This is a genomic window from Ochrobactrum sp. EDr1-4 (assembly GCF_049199085.1).
Taxonomy (GTDB): Bacteria; Pseudomonadota; Alphaproteobacteria; order Rhizobiales; family Rhizobiaceae; genus Brucella.
Genome location: NZ_JBLZOF010000003.1, coordinates 326,947 through 348,320 on the forward strand (window position 1 = coordinate 326,947; position 21,374 = coordinate 348,320).

Sequence of the window (21,374 nt, forward strand, 5' to 3'; positions counted from 1 at the left end):
ATTCCTTTTGAATTTTAGACGGTGGGACTTTTGCCAGATTTAGCTGCGGCATTCGCCGCAGATTGCTTTGTGAATAGCCTTGTCACCACGCTTGATACCGGTCCGTTTAACAGTCCCCGCCAGAAGTTCAACCACATAGGCCGCCGGCCCCTGAGAAGAAATAATATCTTCCGAAAAAGGAACTGCGTTTTCGTGGATCGCAGACACATGACCAGTAGCGTCAAGAAATACCATATCCAAGGGTGATGGCGTGTTCTGCATCCACATCATCACATCGCGCATCTGGCCAAAAACAAAAAGCATTGCCCGATCTTTTGGGAAATCAGTGCGCCACATCAATCCACGCATACGCGCTTCATCAGTGTCAGCAATTTCCAATGCAAAAGAGGCTTTACCGCCTGAGGTGACGAAAGTCAGTGGCTCTTTATCTAAAGGCAGCAGCATGGGCTTGGTTTCCTGCGCCTGCGCAGAAACCGCAAAAAACAGAAAAACGAATGCGAAAAGAATGCGGCCCATGAAGTGCTCTTGCCCTGCATCTTGGATGCCCATCCCCGAATGTCAGGAAATGAACAATGATGGAATTGAGCTCGGGACAATATCAATGAGGTGGTGGCATCACAAGAGCCACTCACAGCCTTGTTACATCAAGAGATGCTGTAAAATCAGTGCGAGAAAGGAATCGCCGTTCCAATATCTGGATGGATTTCAGCAGCCATCAGGCCCTTGTCGCCGTCGCCAAAACGGATCAGGACAACCTGACCGGGACGCAGTTCCATCATTCCGAAACGACGCAGCGTTTCCATATGGATAAAAATATCTTCGGTCCCCTCGCCGCGCGTTAAGAAGCCAAAGCCTTTGGTGCGGTTGAACCACTTAACGATCACGCGTTCCAGACCACTTGATGGCGTCACAGTCACATGCGTGCGCTGTGGCGGCATCTGTGCAGGATGCACAGCCGTTGATGTATCCATCGAAAGAACGCGGAAGCATTGCATACCACGATCACCATTGCGCACTTCACACACGATCCGGGCGCCTTCAAGCGCTGTCTGGAAGCCGTCGCGGCGCAATGTTGTCACGTGAAGGAGAATATCAGTAAAGCCCGGCTGATCAGGAACGATGAAGCCATAGCCTTTTGCAACGTCGAACCATTTGATATGGCCCGAGAGTTCAACGAGTTCGCCAATCTCTTCTGAGGAGGCCTGACTGCGAAACTGGTCATTTGACACAGATTTGTCTGCCATGCGCTCGTCCCTCCTCTTTTGTTCCGTTGCGATTCTGACGTGATTCTTGCCCAAAGAATAACACTTCCTTAACCGTAGGCGGCAAGCCCTATCTTTTGTTCAATTGAAGATGACCACAGGCTTTATGCGCTCATCGTTAATTCCTAAATTTCTCAATCAAAAACGATCTGCCGAAAACATAAGGCAGCGTCGGCGTTCGACAACTTGTTACTTGCGTTTTTATGCGGGCCACTTATCCACGTTAACAGCTCTTTCAAGCGGTCACGCGAAACGCACTGAACCATTCTTTCGGGAAAGCGTTGAGTTTGTGACCCGCATATCTGCAAAACAGGAGAAGAAGATGCGCTATCTGCACACCATGGTTCGAGTTCGCGATATTGATGAATCGCTGGATTTTTATGTGAACAAGTTCGGTCTTGAAGAAATTCGCCGCACTGAAAATGAAAAAGGCCGCTTCACACTGATTTTCCTTGCCGCCCCAGCGGACAAGGATAAAGCCAAGGCAGAACGCGCTCCAGAGCTGGAACTAACCTATAACTGGGATCCGGAAACCTATACTGGTGGACGCAATTTCGGTCATCTCGCCTATGCGGTCGATAATATCTACGAAACCTGCCAGAAGCTGAAAGATGCAGGCGTTACCATCAACCGTCCACCGCGCGATGGTCACATGGCATTTATCAAATCGCCAGATGGCATTTCGATTGAACTGATCCAGAAGGGTGAACGTCTGGCTCCGCAAGAGCCTTGGGCGTCGGCTGAAAACATCGGCAGCTGGTAAAAATAAAGCCCGGTCGCGAGACCGGGCTTTTTTATTTATTCAGTGCCCTGAATGGCTGCAAGCAACCAGTCACCGCCGTCAACGCGGGTAAACGTCCAGACTTCAACGCTTTCAACTGGCTCATCTGGGTTGCCTTCAACAACTACACCCGTATTGCGATCAAGCATAACGTCGATTGCCGAGTAGCGGATAGCAACCGTTGCATAATCGACATTGCCTTCGCGCCATGCTTCGGAAACGTCACCTTGGAGGAGCTTCACGTCCTTCACTTCATTACGCATACCGCTTGAGGCGATTTCGCCAAGTTCTTCTGCGAGATACGACATGGCTTCCGGTGTTGCGAGCTTGCGCAGCGCTGCATAATCCTCACGACCGTAAGCGGTCTGGATTTCTGCAAGCATCTGCTCAAAACGATCAAGCTCTTCCTGACCCACATCCATCGGCTCGTCTTCAACAACGGGCGCAGCCGGAGCTTCTGCCTGCTTGTTGGCAAATGGATTAACGGAAGGCGTGCGGCTTGCAGTATTTGCCTGCGGAGCAGCAGTCTTTGCAGAACCAAAGACCTGTGCAGCATTAAAAGGCTGAGCACCAGCATTTCCTGCACCCGCTGCTGCCGTCTGACGACGATTTGCAATCATGCGCATAACGAACATTGCAATCAGAGCGATGACCGCAACCTGCAAAAGAAGGCCCAACATGCCAGCCATACCGCCAAGGCCGTTACCCAGCAGCATGCCAATCAGACCACCAACAAGAAGGCCACCAAGCATCGAACGACCAAAATTGCCGAACATTCCGCCCGAACGTGCGGCTGCAGCGCTTTGCGTGCCAGCAGCAGCACCCGGACGGTTAGTCTGTGTTGCACCTGTATTCGGCGTCATTGAACGCTCAACAGGCGCAGCATTGTTTGGTGCAGTCCTTGTTGGTGCAGGCGCCTGATAAGTACGCGCACCACGGCTACCAAAACCGCCCCCGCCTGCACGGCGAGCCTCGGCGAAATCGACAGCGGCAAAAGAGGCGATAAGCCCAAGGACCATTGCAGCGGTCAGTTTGGTCAGGCGGTTTCCGGAACCCGGCATAAGTATCTCCCATATAGAGTAATCACAGATTATTTTATTCTGTGATCATATGGGAATTCACCCCCCATTTTCACAAGAGCGTGAAGACAAAAAAGTTCAGAAAATTCAAACAGGCACAGCCGCATCCAGAATCTGTATCTGAGGTGTGACAGAGCCATTCCAGTGATTGAGCGACAGATTGCCAACGATGTGTACGCTCTGGCCGATATTATTGAACAAAAACCGCCCCAGATCGCCTTCAGCGACGCGAAACGCAATCGCATTCACACGCTTTCCATCGGCTCCACGCAGCACAACGCGGACATGGTCACGCCCGACAGTGCGTACATCGGCCAAAACGTGATGCGGAAGTGCCAGCACCGGCTGCGGGTGCGCGGAACCGAAAGGCCCTGCCTTCTGCAAAGATTCGTAAAGCGAAACGGTGGCACCCGATGCAGCCACCGCACCATCAATCGAAAGGCTCTGGTTTTCGCGAAGTCTTGCGACAGTATCGGCAGACTCCTCCTCAAGAAAGGCCCGAAGCGCTCCGAGTTTGGCTCGCTCAATGGTGATGCCAGCCGCCATGGCGTGGCCACCGCCCTTAACGAGCAAGCCTTTTTCTACAGCTCCGCGCACCAGCTTGCCAAGATCAAGTCCCGTAATCGAACGTCCCGAGCCGGAGCCAACGCCATTCACATTAAATGAAATAGCAAAAGCTGGGCGACGTGCCTTTTCTTTGAGCCGCGAAGCAAGCAGTCCGACGATACCCGGATGCCATCGGTCACTTGCCGTCACAATCACAGATGCGCCGGCACCACCTGAAAGCTCTAGCGAGGCTTCTGCTTCTGCTTCAATCAGCATCTCGGCTTCCATCGCCTGCCGTTCCTGATTGAGTCGATCAAGCTCAACGGCAATCGGATCAGCAGCAGTGGAATCATCCAGTGTCAGCAAGCGAGCACCTAAGCCCGCATCACCAATACGCCCACCGGCATTGATGCGCGGACCAATCAGATAACCGAGGTGGAAAACATTAAGCGGTTCGCCAATCCGCGAAACACGACCCAGTGCTGCAAGTCCGGCATTGCTCTGACTACGCGCAACCAGCAGCCCCTTGACCACAAATGCGCGGTTCACACCTTTCAGCGGCACCACGTCGCAAACAGTTGCAAGTGCGACCAGATCGAGCAGCGAAAGCAGGTCAGGCCCTGCCCCTTTGCCCCGCTCACGCAGAACTTTCGTCACCTGAACAAGCGTCAGAAAAACAACGCCCGCCGCACAAAGATGCTCTTGCTGTGAGATATCATCTTCACGATTCGGATTGACGATTGCCACCGCATCGTCTGGCAGATCGCCGCCTACCTGATGGTGATCAAGCACGACAACATCAGCACCCGCTTCTTTTGCAGCGGTGATTGATGGGGCGCTGTTGGTGCCGCAATCCACCGTCACGATAAGCGATGCGCCCTTTGCCACCAGCTCACGCATGGCATCAGGGTTCGGGCCGTAACCTTCGAAAATACGATCTGGAATATAAATCGAATGGGTAATGCCATAGTGTTTCAAAAATCGCGCCATCAATGCAGATGAACATGCGCCATCCACATCATAGTCGCCGAAAATCGCAACCGTTTCGCGACGCATAATAGCGTCCGCGATGCGGTTTGCAGCCTTATCCATATCGGTCAGCATCGCCGGATCGGGCATAAGATTGCGAAGACTAGGATCAATAAACTCCGGCGCGCCTTCAACGCTCACGCCACGCCCTGCCAGCACGCGCGAAACAAGATCAGAAATGCCGTGATGCTGCGCGATCGCAAGCGCCGTATTGGCTTCACGCGGTCCGAGCCGGTCCATCCATTTCTGGCCAGTGACAGATTTGCGGATACCGAGAAAATAGCGTTCTGTTGTCATGAGGTCTTAAAGACACAAAAGGCGGCATTTTTGCAATGCCGCCGTTCGATCATAAGCCGGGAACCAGAAGAGATTTCGGTTATGGCGTACCGAAAATGGTGGAGTTCGAGAACCGGAGCGGAATGTACTTATGGGTACATGAGCACCGGAAGCGTAGAACAACGCCATTTGCAGGCAGCCAGAGCCTAAATATCGATGGTTCTGTTAGAATTTAGACAGATCTTGGTGTCTCGCCTTAATTTCGCGAACCGTTTGCGAGCTTGAGCGCATGACGATTGTATGGGTCTGGATATAATCGCGGGCAAACTTAACGCCTGAAAGCATGTTGCCATCGGTCACGCCAGTTGCAGCGAACAGCACGTCGCCTTTGGCCATTTCTTCCATCGTGTAAATCTTTTTGGGATCAGAAATACCCATCTTGGCGGCGCGTGCGATCTTTTCATCAGAGTTGAGCTGCAAGCGTCCCTGCATCTGACCACCAATGCAGCGCAGTGCAGCAGCGGCAAGTACACCTTCCGGCGCACCACCAATACCGATATAAATATCGATACCGGTTTCATCCGGGTTCGTCGTGTGCATCACACCGGCAACATCACCATCACCGATCAGCCGAATGGACGCTCCAGTTGCGCGCACTTCTTCGATCAGGCGCGCATGACGTGGACGATCCATGATGCAGGCCGTAATTTCGTGCGGCTGCACTCCTTTTGCCTTAGCAATCGCGTGAATATTATCAGTGGCTGTCGCGTCAAGATCGACAACGCCTTTCGGATAACCCGGTCCGACCGCAATCTTTTCCATGTAAACGTCAGGCGCGTAGAGCAGATTGCCCTTCTCGGCAATGGCGATCACCGCCAACGAGTTTGGCAGGTTCTTGGCGCAAATCGTGGTGCCTTCCAGCGGATCAAGCGCGATATCAACATCAGGACCCTGCTTGGTGCCGACTTCTTCGCCGATATAAAGCATCGGCGCTTCATCGCGCTCACCTTCACCAATCACGACTGTTCCGGCAATCGGCAGACGATTGAGTTCCTGGCGCATGGCATCAACGGCTGCCTGATCGGCAGCCATTTCATCGCCACGTCCACGCAGACGCGCCGCCGCAACTGCCGCGCGCTCGGCAACGCGAACCAGCTCAAGCGTCAGAATACGGTCAAGTCCCTGCGCTGGTCGTTGCGGTTGCTGTTCTGAAGTCTTGGCCATGTGAACAAAGTCCTGAATTCATATGAAATGTGTGTTTCGCCATCTATAGCGACATTGTGCAAATGTTTTGTCAAAGTCCCCGCCGACCTGCAAGGGAAAGAGCGGTAAAAACATTTTCCGCTCTAACTCTTAATCGATTTAGCGTAAAAGGCCCAATATTTCAGCCTTTAGCATAGTCAAAGAAAACCTCAGGGCTTTCCACTTCGATCAGCCTTTTTCGATCTATCACCCAGAACCGATTGCCAATGTTGCGCACAAAACTGCGATCATGCGAAACAATCAGGCTCGCGGTTTCATCGCTTAGCAGTTCGGCTTCGAGCGCTTCTTGCCCATCAATATCAAGGTGATTGGTCGGTTCATCGAGAATGTAGAAGTTTGGCTTGGTCAGTCGCAAAACCAGCATGGCAAGGCGTGCCTTCTGCCCGCCCGAAAGCCGCGACAAAGATTTCGTCTGCATATCCAGCGTCATGCCTGCGCCAGCCAGCAACGACCGTGCGCGCTGGTCGCCCACATCGAAACGCTTCATAATCGTTTCAAACGGCGTCCAGTCACCATTCAGCTCAGACAAAGCCTGATCGCTATAGCCCAACACAAGCGACGGCGTCGCTTTTATGCCAGCGAGTGATTGTTCCGGCTTTAGGATTGCCTCGCGAACCAGTGTCAGAACTCGTGTCTTGCCGGTTCCGTTCGCGCCAAGCAGTACGATTCGATCACCGGGATTGATCCACAACTGACCGGTTTTGTAGAGAGCCCGACCGTCAGGCGTCGCAATCTCGGCCTTATCAATCACAATCAGCGCTTTGGCATGGCTGCCTCGCCCATCGAGTTTAATCTTGCCAGCAGAGCGTTCGACATGCGCCGCTTTGGCGCTTTCCTCAATTTTTTCGGCTCTCGCACGCAATTGCTTGGTTTTCACGACCAGCAAATCACTGCCCGAATTGATGCCGATATTGTTGAGCTTCGCAGCCTGTCTGCGCAATTGTTGGACAGTTTTCATGTCCTTTTCAAACTGGCGAGCGTCAGCCGCGTCAATCTCGTCAAGCGCCACACGCGCTTGGCTATAAGGCAACGCAAAGACGAACGAGTTTTCTGCACGCAGGAAAAGCGTGCGTTTCGTCACCACGTCAAGAAAGGCGCGATCATGACTGCAAACAATGACGGCTACTGAACGCGGGAGCGCATCTAGCCAGTTTTCCAGCAAATGCACCTTTTCAAGATCAAGGTGATTGGTCGGCTCGTCGAGCAAAAGCACATCAGGTTCAGAAACCCATGTGCGCGCCAGTAGCGCAAGCCGTTGCCAGCCGCCGCTCAGTTGTCGAACAGCAAGACCGCGCTGTTCTGCGGGAACATTCAGATCATCAAGCACTATGTCTACGCGCCAGCTTTCATAGTCGCGCGCATCTTCATCCAGTCCGCTGAGGACCAGATCGTAAAAAGAGAGGTCCATCAGATCAGCGGAAACATATTGGCTGACGTAACCAATTTTCAGCCCTCGTGAGCGGGTAATGACACCGCTGGTCGGCTCACCCTCCCCAACAATAAGGCGCAAAAGGCTGGTCTTTCCACGACCATTAGCGGCGACAATACCCAAACGCTCTCCCTCGCCCACAACAAAATCGAGGTTAGCGAACAAGGTCTGATGAAGGGTAAGCGAAAGATTCTGAATAGATATAAGAGACATGGCGATAGGCCCAATTTGGCCAAGCACTGACGAGCAGTTCTCAAACAGCTTCAATCAAAATGCTTGCAAATTTTCGGCTACAGCTATTCAAGCTGCGCCTTCAGAAAAGGCAGAGAAAGACTGTTCTGTAAGTCTTAATCGGCCCTGCACAAATTACTGTTGCAGGGCAAAATCAGGGCCGTACTGACGATGGCGGTCGTGACGCGTCACATCCATATTACAGCCCTCCTTTTCCATATTTGTCTCTTAGTCGGATTATTCCGATAGCTATTTCTTAGCAAAAACGTTGCCGCCCTTCAAGAGCGGCAACTTAAACCGGCAATTAGCCAGCGCGCTCAATGCGGATCATCTGCGGTTTACTGACCAGATGATCGTCCTTGAGAATGGCTTCAAGAGACTTCTTCACCGCAGATTCAGTCGTTTCATGCGTGACAAGAATAACCGTCTTAATACCATCGCTTACATCACTATCCATCAGCGGACGCTGAACAATCGACTCAAGTGAAATATCATTTTCGGCCATGCGCTTAGCGATAGCTGCAAAAGCACCGATGCGGTCATAAACCGTCAATCGAATGAAGTAGCCGCCAGCATGCTTGCGCATTTTGGCGCGCTTATATGGCTGCAAGGCTTTCGCAGGTGTGCCGAAAACCGGGCCATGCTGGAAGCCGGGACGGCTCTTCGCAATATCCGCAATATCGCCAATCACCGCCGAAGCAGTAGCATTACCGCCAGCACCAGGGCCAGAAAGCAGCAATTCACCCAGAAGATCGGTTTCAATCGCAACCGCGTTGGTCACGCCATGCACCTGCGCGATAACCGATGATGTCGGCACCATGGTTGGATGCACGCGCTGTTCAATGCCGGTATCAGTCTTTTGTGCAACGCCCAGCAACTTGATACGATAACCAAGCTCATCAGCAGCACGGATATCGGCCAGAGAAATATTACTAATGCCTTCAAGGTAAATATCATCGGCAGCAATCTGCGTGCCGAATGCTAGGCTCGTCAGCAACGCAAGTTTGTGCGCCGTGTCATTGCCTTCAATATCGAAAGTTGGATCAGCTTCGGCATATCCAAGGCGCTGCGCATCCGCGAGGCAATCCTCAAACGAAATGCCCTCTTCCCACATCCGGGTCAGGATGTAGTTACAGGTGCCGTTCATAATGCCGTAAACGCGCGAAACCGTATTGCCAGTCAGCGATTCACGCATCGCTTTGATAACCGGGATACCGCCTGCAACAGCAGCTTCAAAGTTAAGAAGCACGCCTTTTTCTTCGGCAATCTTGGCGAGAGCTACACCATGCTTTGCAAGAAGCGCCTTGTTGGCCGTCACGACATGATGACTTGCCCGCAATGCTGCTTCTACAGCCAGTTTGGCTGGGCCTTCATCGCCACCGATCAGCTCAACAAAAACATCGATATTGGCACTTTTCGCGAGTTCGACAGAATCGTCGAACCATTCAATGCCAGAAAGATCGACACCGCGATCGCGCGAGCGGTCACGAGCGCTTACCGCCGTGACAACAACCTGCTTGCCGCACTGACGAGTGAGCATTTCGGCCTTGTCACGTAGAATACGCAACACCGAAGCACCAACGGTGCCCAGTCCGGCAACGCCGATCCGCAATGCATCACTCATTGTTCTGTCTTTCTGAATTGTTGAGTTTGTATGTGGTGGGAAACAAGGGCCGACCAGAAGCCAGCCCTTGTCTTATCTTAAAAGCTGTTAGCGGCGACCTTCAAGCGGAATAATGTTCTGCACATTTTCATCTTTTGCAGACAGGAAACGCTTGATGTTGCGTGCGGCCTGACGAATGCGATGCTCGTTTTCGACCAATGCGATACGAACATATTCATCGCCATGCTCGCCAAAGCCTACACCCGGAGCAACAGCCACATCGGCCATTTCAACCAGCAGCTTGGAGAACTCCAGCGAACCCAACGCGCGGAAACGCTCTGGAATCGGAACCCATGCGAACATGGTTGCAGCTGGTGGTGGAACATCCCAGCCTGCACGGCCAAAGCTGTCGACCAGCACATCGCGGCGCTGTTTATAGACATTGCGAACATAGCTTATGTCCGTGCCGTCACCATTCAGCGCTGCGGTTGCTGCAACCTGAATTGGCGTGAACGCACCATAATCCAGATAGGATTTTACACGGGTCAATGCTGCAATGAGACGTTCATTGCCGACCGCAAAGCCCATGCGCCAACCCGGCATCGAGAATGTCTTCGACATTGAGGTGAACTCGACAGCAACATCCATAGCACCCGGCACTTCAAGAACCGATGGCGGTGGGTTGTTATCGTCGAAGTAAATTTCCGAATAGGCAAGATCGGACAAAATGATCAGATCATTCTTGCGCGCGAAATCGACCACATCCTTGTAGAAATCAAGGGTCGCGACATAGGCAGTCGGGTTCGACGGGAAGTTCAGAATCAGCGCGAGCGGCTTTGGAATCGAGTGCTTTACTGCACGATCGAGCGCACGAATGAAGTCTTCATCCGGCTTTGCAGGGATCGAACGGATAACGCCGCCCGACATGATAAAGCCAAATGTGTGGATCGGATAGGTCGGATCGGGACAAAGCACGACATCGCCCGGAGCAGTGATGGCCTGCGCCATGTTGGCGAAACCTTCCTTTGAACCCAAGGTCGCTACAACCTGAGTGTCCGGGTTAAGCTTCACACCGAAACGACGTGCATAATATTGTGCCTGTGCACGACGAAGACCGGGAATACCCTTTGACGACGAATAACGATGAGCGCGGGGATCCTGAACAGCTTCGCAAAGCTTATCGACGATGTTCTTCGGCGTCGGCAGATCTGGATTGCCCATTCCAAGATCAATGATGTCGGCTCCGCCCGCTCGCGCCGCTGCCTTCAGGCGATTAACCTGTTCAAAGACATAAGGTGGCAAACGACGGACTTTATGAAATTCTTCCGACATGATCCTGTTCCAGAATGGAGTTAAATGAAATGACGCTTATGCGTCGCGTTTGGAGATATACACTCGTTATCGAATCGGGTCGAGACTTGTTACAGTTCTGCGACAAAGCTTTTATTGACTAAAAGCGTCTTATTCCCCGGCTTCGATCTGCTTAAGTGTAGCGGCGGCTTCGTCCTGCGCTTGCTTGCGCAATGCAGCGGCCTGAGCAGGAGTGAGCGTGCTTGCTGACGAGCGCGTGGCCGCCAATCGCGTACGATCAGAATCAAGACCAGACATCATCTGCGCCTTTTCTTCCGGCGTAATTTGCACCGTGGCAGCTTTCGGCATACGTCCAAAGGTTGGATAGGTATCGCTGCGCTTGGCACCCGCCTGCGGTGTACCCTGAAATTCCGGACCGCCAGCACAACCCGCGAGAAGCGCCACGGCTGTTGCTGCCAGCATGATATTGGCAAACGTCCGCGTGCTCTTGGTCATATGTCGGGTTCCAATCCTGATGTTCTGCCCTGATATCTGCTCGTGCGAAATCTATAACTCGCCCGACGCAGATAATATATCGGAAAGTGGATAGCACCAACTCGCTACGTCATGTCAACAAGTGAGTTGCGATCAGGTGCAATCCTGCCCTTTCAAAGACGCCATCAAAAGCAAGTATAACCAAAAGTTACAATTAGTAACATTGCGTTATTATTACGTAAAACAAAATTGAAATGCAATTTATTCAAGCACTGATCGCTTTCAATAGTTGCGTTTGGCAGTTAAAAACCCTAAAAATTGGTTACAACTTATCATTCGATAAATTGTCTACTCATGCTTTAGGACGACTGCACACATGATGCATTCTTAATAAAGCACTGAAAATCTTGGACTATCTAAGCTGGCCTTCATTGCCGGTTTTTGTGAGTAAAGCTGCTTAAAAATGCTTGAGCGCGACTCACACGGGGAAGCCGATCTCCCCAAACCAAAACGGGATCAGGATTTTTCCGGCTCGTTAAAATGGTCAAGCCCATCTGTATGGGACATCGAGCTGGAGCAGATATTGAAATTCGCAGTAGCAACGCACACGACAACAAGAAGACTACTTTCTGGTAGCGTAGCCTTGCTCGCGCTCGTTCTTACATCGTGCACATCGACCGGCAATGGCACGTCACCATTACAAATGACGAACGACGCAGATGGTTCCGTCATTGCTGAAACTCTTCAAAGCGCAGCCGATCAAACGGTAGCCGCTGAAGCAGCTAAAGAATCAACAAAGCCAGCGCTTGCTGAAAAAGCCGCGCCCACTGAAAACACACAAACAAATCCCACCGCCACGGCATCAGTAGAAGGCGCACCAAAACAGGAAACCCCTGTTCAGGTTGCAGCCCTCACACCAGAGAAAAAATCCGGCTCTTTATTTGGGATGTTTGGCAAAAAACCCGTCGAATCCGCTCCTGAAGCACCAGAACAAGCAGCAGAAACTCAGAAGCCCGAAGAACAGGCTACGACAGCAGCACCTCAATCTAAGCCCGAACCTGCAAAGACTGAACCTGAAACGGCTCCAGCGGCAGAAGTTGCTAAGCCTGTCGAGCCGGAAAAACCAACACAGGTTACATCGCTTTTCGGATCAGCTAAAAATGCAAATGCCTATGTCGCTCCTCAGCGCCCGGCAACAGCTGGACAGGGAAGTATTGCACGCCTCTTCAACGAAGATGGCGCGAACGGCGACACTAAGTCGGTCAATAAGAAACTTGCTGTTGTGCGGCCCACAACTAAATCAACGCACGAATATAATTATGCCCTTCCCGGTGTGCGCGCGAATGGCGGCTTTGAGATCAAGCATCGCAAAAGCATCTATGATGACAGCGACATTGATGCGAACGAATATGACGATTACGCGTCCGTACAGCTTGCATCGGCGCCCGGCCTTGCACGTCTCGCACCCAATGGCCTGAAGGTTCAGCGCGAAACTGTCGATGTCGCCTGCCTGAAGCCTCAACTTGTTTCCATGCTGAAGACTATGGAACGTCACTTCCGCAAGCCAGTCATGGTAACATCAGGCTACCGTAGCCCGTCTTACAATCGCAAAGTAAATGGCGCCCGCAAATCCCTGCATATGATTTGCGCTGCGGCTGACATTCAGATCGACGGCGTATCAAAGCACGAACTTGCCCGCTACGCCCGCAATATGTCCACGCGCGGCGGTGTCGGCACTTATTGCCATACAACTTCTGTGCATGTGGACATCGGACCAGAGCGCGACTGGAACTGGAGTTGCAAACGATAAAAGAACAAAAGCCGGGTCGCATCACCCGGCTTTTTTATTGCATTTCAGTCAGATAGCTAATTTATCCACAGCGCATCCACTCTGAAAATTAGCCTCGCATGATATTTTTATGAAAAAGTCGAATTAAGGGCTTGCGAGTCAGAACCTTCCTGCATATAAGCCCACTCACACCAGCAACAGGCGCCCATCGTCTAGCGGTTAGGACAGCGCCCTTTCACGGCGCAGACAGGGGTTCGATTCCCCTTGGGCGTACCACTTGCTGGTTTTTCTTTTTCCAGACATACAATCGATACACACAAGGCAGCTTGTTTTAGGCGCCCCGTGTAGCCGAAGCATGACTTCAGCTTGGCGCTCTATCTCATTGTTTTCACAAGCGACGTTCGTAAAAATCATCAAGTAAATTTTTCTTGGATTTTTTCTAAAAAGGACTTGCGCGTCGGATATTTCCTGCATATAAGCCCACTCACACCAGCAACAGGCGCCCATCGTCTAGCGGTTAGGACAGCGCCCTTTCACGGCGCAGACAGGGGTTCGATTCCCCTTGGGCGTACCACTTGGTGGTTTTTTTATTCTCCCGAAAAATTGATATCTTGCTGAGTGACATATCTCAGATAGCAATGCTAGGCACTGTCCGTAAAACTTGAGATTGGACAGCAAGATTATGGCTAAAACCACCGCTATTGTACCAACAGCCCACGCCAGCCGCTATTTGCAGCAGCTCTGCAAACATTGGGCGCATAAATTCTCCATCGAATTCACACCAGAACATGGACAGATCGACTTCGATGAGAATCGCATCGTTACTCTTGATGCAGATTCGGAAAAGCTCATCGCAACCGTTGAGGCTCCACAAGAAGCCCTTTCACAGATGGAAGACGTCGTAGCAAGTCATATCATACGCTTCGCATTCCGTGAAGAATTGGCTTTTAACTGGGTAAAAGAATAGCCCTTTATTGGCTCTCATAATTTGCCCGCAAAATGCCGCGAATAAACATTTTCACATCATATTGCGGGCTAAATTAAGCGTGAAGTTTCCACCAGTTCAAAAGCAATTTGGTGGCGACCGTGATTACCAGCGAAACAAAAACAACACTCACCTTACTTGGCGCTGGCCTTATCGCAGCCATGCTCGTGCTCAGCGCAGATATGCGTTGGGCAGATGTCTTCACGGTGCTCTTCTAGATTCGCAGACGCTTGCATCCATGCATACATCCGCCTAAATCGGAGCATGCTTTTCAACCCTCCTCTTGTGACAGGTCGCCTTGAGCGACGCTATAAGCGCTTTTTGGCCGATGTTACGCTCGACGATGGGCAGTTCATTACGGCTTCCGTTCCCAACACGGGATCAATGCTCGGTCTTACAACGCCCGGCTCTCGCGTTTGGTTGAGCGTTTCAGATGCCCCTCACCGGAAATATCGGCACACTCTGCAAATTGTTGCAGCAGACAACACACTTGTCGGGGTGAATACGGGGCTGCCGAATAAAATCGCCGAAGAAGCCATTCTTGCAGGCATGATTCCAGACTTGAAGAATTACGCCGTCCTTAAGCGCGAACAAAAATACGGCAAAAACTCACGCATCGACATATTGCTTGATGAAGGCGAGCAACCACGCGCCTATGTGGAAGTGAAAAACGTTCACTTCATCCGCACCCCTTTCCTTGCCGAATTCCCCGACACAGTGACGGCACGTGGCGCGAAACACCTTGATGAACTCGTAGATGTCGTATCTGCTGGCTATCGGGGCGTGATGGTGTTTATTATCCAGCGAAACGATTGCGACAGATTCAGCATCTCAGGCGATCTTGATCCGACTTATGCGCGCGCATTTGATCGCGCACGCGCAGCCGGGGTTGAGGCTTGGGCCATTCGATGCCACATAACAGAAAACGGCATCAGTGCTGAAACAGTCGTGCCTATAGAATATTAGAAAGACGGACCGAGATGGTGACTTATATCGAAGCAACAAGCGCACCAATGAAATATACGGGGCAGATCAGGCTTTACGGCTCAGACGCCTTTGAGGGCATGCGCAAAGTCTGCAATCTTACCGCTCGTTGCCTTGATGCGTTGAATGACATTGTAAAGCCCGGCGTTACCACCAATGAAATCGATCGTTTCGTGTTTGAATTCGGCATGGATAATGGCGCATTCCCGGCGACGCTCAACTATCGCGGTTACACCAAGTCCACTTGCACATCGATCAACCATGTTGTTTGCCACGGCATCCCAGACGACAAGCCTCTGCGAGATGGTGATATCGTCAATATCGACGTGACCTATTTGCTTGATGGCTGGCATGGCGATTCAAGCCGCATGTATGCGGTTGGTGAAATCAAGCGCGCAGCCGAGCGCCTGCTTGAAGTGACCTATGAAAGCTTGCTGCGTGGCATTGAAGTTGTAAAGCCGGGTGTGAAAACCGGCGCTATTGGTGCTGCAATTCAAACCTATGCAGAAGGCGAACGCTGCTCAGTGGTACGCGATTTCTGCGGTCACGGTGTTGGTCAACTTTTCCATGATGCACCAAATATTCTTCATTACGGTACAGTCAACGAAGGTGTTGAGATTAAAGAAGGTATGATCTTCACGATTGAGCCGATGATTAATCTCGGCAAGCCCGGCGTTAAGGTTCTTTCGGATGGCTGGACTGCCGTTACGCGCGACCGTTCACTGACTGCGCAATATGAGCATACCGTTGGCGTTACCAAAGACGGCTGCGAAATCTTCACGCTTTCGCCGAAAAACGTTTTCGGTCCGCCATCCATGCGGTAGACTAGCTTAAAAATTGTCGACTGTTTCTGCGGGGGTTTAAACAGAATGGCACCAAAAGACAAAAGTCCGGGAGGTTTCGACTTTCCCGGCTTCAACGAGGGCATAAGAGTTCAGGCTTCCCTCGAAAAGCCGCATCATCTGGGTCACCGAGATCGGTTACGACTGCGCTTTAAGACAGCACCGGATGCACTCGCCGATTACGAATTGCTTGAGCTTCTGTTGTTCAGAGTGGTTCAGCGAGCGGATACAAAGCCCCTTGCTAAGTCACTGTTAAGCCGCTTTGGGACCGTTGCGGAAGTGTTGGGCGCGCCTGAAAAACTTTTAGCGGAAACGCCCGGCATTGGTCCCTCCATAGCGCTTGAACTAAAAATCGTCGAAGCAATCTCCAAGCGCTCCGCACGCAGCACAGTGATGGAGCGCGAAGTGCTGGGCTCATGGAGCCAAGTTATCCAATATTGCACCACAGCAATGGCCTATGAGACGCGAGAACAATTCCGCATACTTTTCCTTGATAAAAAAAATCGCCTCATCGCAGACGAGGTGCAGCAACAAGGAACAGTCGACCACACGCCGGTGTATCCTCGAGAGGTTATGCGGCGTGCTTTGGAGCTTTCAGCGACAGCAATTATTCTTGTCCACAATCATCCATCCGGTGATCCAGCACCGTCTCGCGCAGATATTGAAATGACTAAAGTGCTGATCGATGCTGCCAAGGCTTTGAGCATATCCGTTCACGACCATATCATCGTGGGAAAGCATGGACATGCCAGTATGCGCGGCCTGAAACTCATCTGAAACGCGTGAGTAGCGCATTCATCCTTCATTAAGCATACCATCCGAAACAAAGGGCTTTCCCCTCGATTTAGCTCGAATTTTCTTAAATTTAGACACAATCACGAGCGAGGACATAATCAGATTGAAGACAACCGGAATCGGCCCTTCAGAATAGATCACGCATATTTTCCGCCAGCGTTTTAGGTGGGAAAACTGGAGTAAAAAATGTTGAAGCGTTCCTACATCGCCGCGGCGTTCGGTGCCGCACTCGTTGCCTTTGCTGGCCCATCCATCGCCGCTGATATGATGGACAACAACGATTACACCTATAACGAACCTGTTGCAGCCGGTCCACACGACTGGTCAGGCAACTATGTTGGTGCACAGATTGGTGCTTCTTCGTCGAAAGTTCCCGGCCCGTTCACCAACCGTACTGGCTTTCTTGGCGGCGCGGTCGTAGGCAAGAACATGCAGAGCGGCAATATCGTTTTCGGTGGTGAGCTGGAAGGTAATTTTGCCGAAGCCGAACATCGCATTGGCCGCGGCGGCAGCCTCCAGCAATCGTGGAATGCAAATGCCAAGGGTAAAGTGGGCTATGCTTTCGACAAGACCCTCGTTTACGGCACGGCCGGTTACGGCGTAACCAAGTTTAAGGCCAAGGATGCAACCACATCCGGCCCAGGCTGGGAAGGTGGCGCACTGATCGGCGCTGGCGTTGAACAGGCAATTTCTGGCCCAATTTCCGTGAAGGCAGAATATGACTTCCAACGCTTCGGTGACGTAAAATCCAAGGTGAACGGCGTTAGCCAGACCAACAACCTCAAGAACCATTCTATTAAGGCAGGCGTGAACTATCGCTTCTAAAATCTGCCAATAAACTCCTCATAAAGGGCCGCATCATATGCGGCCCTTTGTTTTTTATCTAAAGAGTAAATTCAAAATAGTGCAAAAAATAAGGGCCATAAGGCCCTTATCTGGTTAATCATCCGATCCACGACGGGCATTATCCCCGTCCTTACCACGTCGCCAATAGGCAACAATCAGTTGCTTGTCTTTAGGCACATTGCGCTCTTTGCGCATATAGCTGCGGATGGCGCGGAACGCATTGAACTCACATCCAGCCCAGACATAGATGCTCTCTTCGTTTTCAGGCAACTCGACTGCCTGAACAGCATCCTGCAAAAGCGTGGTCGTACCGGCTTCTTCGCCATTACGATGTAGCCATTGCAGATCAACATCGGCTTTGGACTGAATAAGTTGCTCTTCTGCAGCACTGTCGATCTCTACACGAACAACAGCTTTCGCTCCCTCAGGAAGACGCTCCAAAATACGACCGATCGCTGGCAATGCCGTTTCGTCACCAGCCAGCAAATACCACTTTGCATCTTGCGCCGCATCGCCGCCGCCGGGACCGGTCATTCCGACAATATCGCCGGGTTTCACGCTCATAGCCCAGCCAGAACCCGGCGCATCGCAATCATCGCCATGGACAACCATATCGATGTCCACCCAACCGGCATCTGCATCCAATTGGCGAATAGTGTAAACGCGCGCAACAATCTGCGCTTCGCCTTCAGGCCAGACAGGACGACCATCTTCGCCCATGACCGGCCATTGCGGCTGAGCCAAGGCTTTCTGAGGGAAAAGCAGACGGATGTGCAGACCATGTTGCGAAAAACGTTTGAGATCGTTGCCCTGCAAACGCACGCGGCGCATATGGGGCGTGACATCAGAAACAGATAAAACCTTCATCTCGCGGAAGTAAGGCAGCAATTCTCCAGCTGCACCATCACCAATCCAGCGTATTTTCGGTGCCGTTTCGTCTTTGTCCAAAAACTCTAATATGTGCGAAGCAATTGACAGCTTCATATAGGCAAGGCCGGTGTCGTCGTCGCTACGGACATCAACATCGACCGCTTCGTCATTCCAGCGCACATCTGCCTGACCGAAGCTGAGCACCAGCTTTGCACTACCTTCGTTCCGCTCCACATCACCATGCTCATCAAAATGATCCAGCAGCTGATTAACGATACGATCAGGGTGGTCGAGTGCAATACGGGCGTTAGCGTTCAGGCTCAATTCGGACATGCCTGTCTCCTCATCAGAAATAACGATCAAGCCTTAACCGAACATAATATGACTATTCAAGTCATCATTTTGTTTTGGCGCCGCAATAAATTGTGACGGGCAGTGCCTGACGCCATGCATCGAATGAACCAAGTGTGCCCGCCTGAGCTACCTGCAAGCGTGTCAACTCACCGCCATATTGCTGTTGCCAGTTAAACAGCTGCATTTCGCTTTGCAATGTGACGGCATTTGCAACGAGACGCCCCCCGGGCTTTAGCGCTTTCCAGCAAGCGTCGATCACGCCGGCATCCGTAACACCACCACCAATGAAAATTGCATCCGGTGCTTCAAGGCCACTCAACGCTTCAGGCGCTTCGCCTTTCACAAGCCGCAAGCCCGGCACGCCCAGCGTTCGCGCGTTACGCTCAATGATAGCTTGCCGTGTTTCATCAGCCTCAATAGCGATAGTCCGGCAGGATGCATGAACTCGCATCCATTCGATGCCAATTGAACCGCAACCTGCACCCACATCCCATAAAAGCTCATTTGGCAAAGGCTGCAAACGCGACAGTGTCACTGCGCGTATATCGCGTTTTGTCAGCTGCCCGTCATTCTCAAAAGCATGATCCGGCAATCCGCTGACAGGCGAAAAAACAACCGCATCTGGCGCCGCGATGCATTCAATTGCCAAAACATTGAGATCGGCACAGTTTTCATGTGACCAATCCCGCGCAGTAGCGCTGATAATCTTTTCCTTTGGTCCCCCGAGGTGTTCAAGCACCGTCAGGCGGCTTTCACCAAAGCCTTTGGCCCTGAGTAAGGCTGCAGCTTTCGCAGGCGTCGTGCCATCATTGCTCAATACGAGGATTTTCTCGCCCGGCAGGATACGCGGTGCCAACAATTCAAACGGACGACCATGCACGCTGACCGCGCGTACTTCTTGCAGAGGCCACGCCATACGGCTTGCGGCCAGCGACAATGACGATGGAAACGGGATGATCTGCATATCCTGTGTCGAGAAATGGCGGCTCAGCGATGCGCCCATACCAAAGAACATCGGATCGCCGCTTGCCAGCACCACAACATTCCTACCGCGGTGGGCTTCAATCATTGGAAATGCATTATCGAACGGTGACGGCCACGAAATCTGCTCAGCTTTGATGCAATGATCAAGAAAGGCCAGATGCCGCTTGCCGCCGAAAATCACATCAGCACGGTCAAGCGCGTCGCGGGCGATCTTTCCAAGACCCGCTAGCCCATCCTCACCAATACCGATAACCGTCAGCCAGCAGCTCATAAGCATTGCTCCTTTTCTTCGTTCGTATGGCGGTGCAGTAGCAAGTGCAAGCGCGAAGGCGTATAAGGCCAATATGTTGAGCCAGCAAAATAGCCAGACCATTGCTATCAGACCCGACCGGCGTAATGCCTGTCCGGGGCTTTCGCGCATGGTGATGAGCAAGGATGGCGCAATCGCCCGCATCAAGCTCCGGCTCGGAAGGCTCAGCGTGGCACAGGCTCAGGCCATCGCAGATATCGCCGAACGATTTGAAATCGGCGCAATTGAATTGTCGATTCGCTCCAATATTCAGCTTCGCGGCATTCATCCCGACGTCTGGCCGGATGTTATCGATGCCCTTCATGAGTCAGGGCTTGTCGCGCAAAATGCGGCGGCTGATGATGTTCGCAATGTCATGGTTAGCCCAACAGCTGGTATCGATAATGGACAAGTCACAGATGTGACTGGCCTCGCCACTAAGATGCTTTCCGTTTTGCATGACGACGAAACTTATCACGCACTGTCGCCCAAATTCTCACTCCAGATTGATGGTGGCGAAGATTGCGCTATGGTTTCACATCCCGGCGATATCTGGCTCTCAGCAATTGAAGGTGGCAAGGCCTATGCGTTTGGATTGGCTTCCTCGCCTGACAGACAGGCGCTTGGTACAGTTTCAAACAAAAACGCCCTGCCTTTTATCGAAGCTCTGCTACAACATTTCCTTGGGTCAAGCCAAAAAGGCATTGCGCGCATGAAGCACCTCTTCGAGGTGATGCCGGTCGCAGAGTTTCTCCAAACACTTCCATTCACATTTGATGCAGCAGCAAGTTGGCAGCGCAAAGCACCCATCGCTCATACGCATCTTGGCTTACACAGCCAGCTTGACGGCAACTTTTATGTCGGTGCCATGCCGTTACTTGGTCGCCTGACACCGCAGCAAATGCGTGAACTTGCTGGACTTGCACAAAGCGAACTGCGCCTCACCCCATGGCAGGGCATTCTGATCCCGCATGTTGCGGAAACAGAAAGCAAGAGCACCATCAACGCGCTTCATGCCTTGAGCCTCTCCACCGAGCCCGCCTCACCTGCCGCTCGCCTTCGTGCCTGTTCAGGTTCCAAAGGCTGCGCATCAGCGCTTGCAGACACACAGACAGACAGTGAAAAGCTTGCCCGTAAGCTACAAAGCGACACCAAGCAGATTCACATCACCGGCTGCGCGAAATCCTGCGCTGCACTTTCTCCCTTGCCACACACGCTTCTGGCCCGCTCACCAATGCATTACGACCTGTTTTTGCAAGACAAAGCTGGACCAGCACGCTTCGGGCGGCTATTGGCGTCAAACATCACCATTGATGAGGCAGCAAAGCTGCTCAACAAATAGCAAAAGCGGA

General features: G+C 52.0%; 19 protein-coding genes and 2 tRNA genes. 10 read left to right on the plus strand and 11 right to left on the minus strand.

Features of this window, described 5'->3' with window-relative positions:
* Positions 1 to 39 precede the first annotated feature (39 nt).
* Both ACOZHT_RS12665 and ACOZHT_RS12670 read right to left on the minus strand, forming a co-directional pair.
* Positions 40 to 516 carry a DUF192 domain-containing protein gene (locus ACOZHT_RS12665; RefSeq protein ID WP_339513815.1) on the minus strand — a complete coding sequence of 159 codons (477 nt, stop codon included), beginning with the start codon at positions 514 to 516 and terminating at the stop codon, positions 40 to 42.
* 146 nt (positions 517 to 662) lie between these two features.
* Entirely contained in the window at positions 663 to 1,244 is a 582-nt protein-coding gene (locus ACOZHT_RS12670) for a cold-shock protein (RefSeq protein ID WP_250044582.1), read from the minus strand.
* Positions 1,245 to 1,584: 340 nt separating this feature from the next.
* Here ACOZHT_RS12670 and gloA point away from each other — a divergent pair, with 340 nt between their 5' ends.
* Positions 1,585 to 2,025, plus strand: coding sequence for a lactoylglutathione lyase (gene gloA, locus ACOZHT_RS12675; RefSeq protein ID WP_339513811.1), 441 nt, complete (start codon positions 1,585 to 1,587; stop codon positions 2,023 to 2,025).
* Between the two features lie 35 nt (positions 2,026 to 2,060).
* On the opposite strand, the gene ACOZHT_RS12680 is transcribed toward gloA, so the two are convergent.
* From ACOZHT_RS12680 to ACOZHT_RS12710, 7 genes are all read right to left on the minus strand, one after another.
* Positions 2,061 to 3,104 carry a Tim44 domain-containing protein gene (locus ACOZHT_RS12680; protein WP_339513809.1) on the minus strand — a complete coding sequence of 348 codons (1,044 nt, stop codon included), beginning with the start codon at positions 3,102 to 3,104 and terminating at the stop codon, positions 2,061 to 2,063.
* A gap of 105 nt (positions 3,105 to 3,209) precedes the next feature.
* The gene (gene recJ / locus ACOZHT_RS12685; RefSeq protein ID WP_339513807.1) at positions 3,210 to 4,994 is read right to left on the minus strand and encodes a single-stranded-DNA-specific exonuclease RecJ; all 1,785 of its coding nucleotides are present in this window, start codon (positions 4,992 to 4,994) and stop codon (positions 3,210 to 3,212) included.
* A gap of 204 nt (positions 4,995 to 5,198) precedes the next feature.
* Complete coding sequence (glpX, locus tag ACOZHT_RS12690; protein ID WP_339513805.1) at positions 5,199 to 6,197, minus strand: class II fructose-bisphosphatase; 999 nt, start codon at positions 6,195 to 6,197, stop codon at positions 5,199 to 5,201.
* A gap of 160 nt (positions 6,198 to 6,357) precedes the next feature.
* Complete coding sequence (locus tag ACOZHT_RS12695; protein ID WP_421565802.1) at positions 6,358 to 7,878, minus strand: ABC-F family ATP-binding cassette domain-containing protein; 1,521 nt, start codon at positions 7,876 to 7,878, stop codon at positions 6,358 to 6,360.
* Positions 7,879 to 8,200: 322 nt separating this feature from the next.
* Positions 8,201 to 9,520 carry a homoserine dehydrogenase gene (locus ACOZHT_RS12700; RefSeq protein WP_339513801.1) on the minus strand — a complete coding sequence of 440 codons (1,320 nt, stop codon included), beginning with the start codon at positions 9,518 to 9,520 and terminating at the stop codon, positions 8,201 to 8,203.
* Between the two features lie 87 nt (positions 9,521 to 9,607).
* Complete coding sequence (locus ACOZHT_RS12705; RefSeq protein ID WP_339513799.1) at positions 9,608 to 10,831, minus strand: LL-diaminopimelate aminotransferase; 1,224 nt, start codon at positions 10,829 to 10,831, stop codon at positions 9,608 to 9,610.
* A 129-nt stretch (positions 10,832 to 10,960) separates the two neighbouring features.
* Entirely contained in the window at positions 10,961 to 11,305 is a 345-nt protein-coding gene (locus ACOZHT_RS12710; protein WP_339513797.1) for a hypothetical protein, read from the minus strand.
* A 562-nt stretch (positions 11,306 to 11,867) separates the two neighbouring features.
* On the opposite strand from ACOZHT_RS12710, the gene ACOZHT_RS12715 reads away from it, so the two are divergent.
* The 8 genes from ACOZHT_RS12715 to ACOZHT_RS12750 all read left to right on the plus strand — a co-directional run bounded on the left by ACOZHT_RS12715 (position 11,868) and on the right by ACOZHT_RS12750 (position 17,504).
* Positions 11,868 to 13,094 carry a YcbK family protein gene (locus tag ACOZHT_RS12715; protein WP_339513795.1) on the plus strand — a complete coding sequence of 409 codons (1,227 nt, stop codon included), beginning with the start codon at positions 11,868 to 11,870 and terminating at the stop codon, positions 13,092 to 13,094.
* Between the two features lie 180 nt (positions 13,095 to 13,274).
* Positions 13,275 to 13,349, plus strand: a tRNA-Glu gene (locus tag ACOZHT_RS12720).
* A 223-nt stretch (positions 13,350 to 13,572) separates the two neighbouring features.
* Positions 13,573 to 13,647: transfer RNA gene (locus tag ACOZHT_RS12725), tRNA-Glu, on the plus strand.
* Positions 13,648 to 13,755: 108 nt separating this feature from the next.
* Positions 13,756 to 14,040, plus strand: a complete 285-nt coding sequence (locus tag ACOZHT_RS12730) for a DUF2218 domain-containing protein (RefSeq protein ID WP_339513793.1) — start codon at positions 13,756 to 13,758, stop codon at positions 14,038 to 14,040.
* A 282-nt stretch (positions 14,041 to 14,322) separates the two neighbouring features.
* The gene (sfsA, locus tag ACOZHT_RS12735) at positions 14,323 to 15,024 is read left to right on the plus strand and encodes a DNA/RNA nuclease SfsA (protein WP_339513791.1); all 702 of its coding nucleotides are present in this window, start codon (positions 14,323 to 14,325) and stop codon (positions 15,022 to 15,024) included.
* 14 nt (positions 15,025 to 15,038) lie between these two features.
* Positions 15,039 to 15,866, plus strand: coding sequence for a type I methionyl aminopeptidase (gene map / locus ACOZHT_RS12740; protein ID WP_339513789.1), 828 nt, complete (start codon positions 15,039 to 15,041; stop codon positions 15,864 to 15,866).
* Positions 15,867 to 15,911: 45 nt separating this feature from the next.
* The gene (gene radC / locus ACOZHT_RS12745; RefSeq protein ID WP_339513787.1) at positions 15,912 to 16,661 is read left to right on the plus strand and encodes a RadC family protein; all 750 of its coding nucleotides are present in this window, start codon (positions 15,912 to 15,914) and stop codon (positions 16,659 to 16,661) included.
* A gap of 204 nt (positions 16,662 to 16,865) precedes the next feature.
* Positions 16,866 to 17,504: an outer membrane protein gene (locus ACOZHT_RS12750; RefSeq protein ID WP_339513785.1), complete on the plus strand. Its 639-nt coding sequence runs from the start codon at positions 16,866 to 16,868 to the stop codon at positions 17,502 to 17,504.
* Between the two features lie 114 nt (positions 17,505 to 17,618).
* On the opposite strand, the gene ACOZHT_RS12755 is transcribed toward ACOZHT_RS12750, so the two are convergent.
* The gene (locus ACOZHT_RS12755) at positions 17,619 to 18,728 is read right to left on the minus strand and encodes a siderophore-interacting protein (RefSeq protein ID WP_339513783.1); all 1,110 of its coding nucleotides are present in this window, start codon (positions 18,726 to 18,728) and stop codon (positions 17,619 to 17,621) included.
* 64 nt (positions 18,729 to 18,792) lie between these two features.
* Positions 18,793 to 20,004 (minus strand): precorrin-6y C5,15-methyltransferase (decarboxylating) subunit CbiE, encoded by a 1,212-nt coding sequence (gene cbiE, locus ACOZHT_RS12760; RefSeq protein WP_339513781.1) that lies wholly within the window; start codon positions 20,002 to 20,004, stop codon positions 18,793 to 18,795.
* A gap of 73 nt (positions 20,005 to 20,077) precedes the next feature.
* Between cbiE and cobG the strand changes: the two genes are divergently transcribed.
* A complete protein-coding gene (cobG, locus tag ACOZHT_RS12765; RefSeq protein WP_339513779.1) occupies positions 20,078 to 21,364 on the plus strand; it encodes a precorrin-3B synthase in 1,287 nt (428 codons plus the stop codon).
* The last annotated feature ends 10 nt before the right edge of the window (positions 21,365 to 21,374 follow it).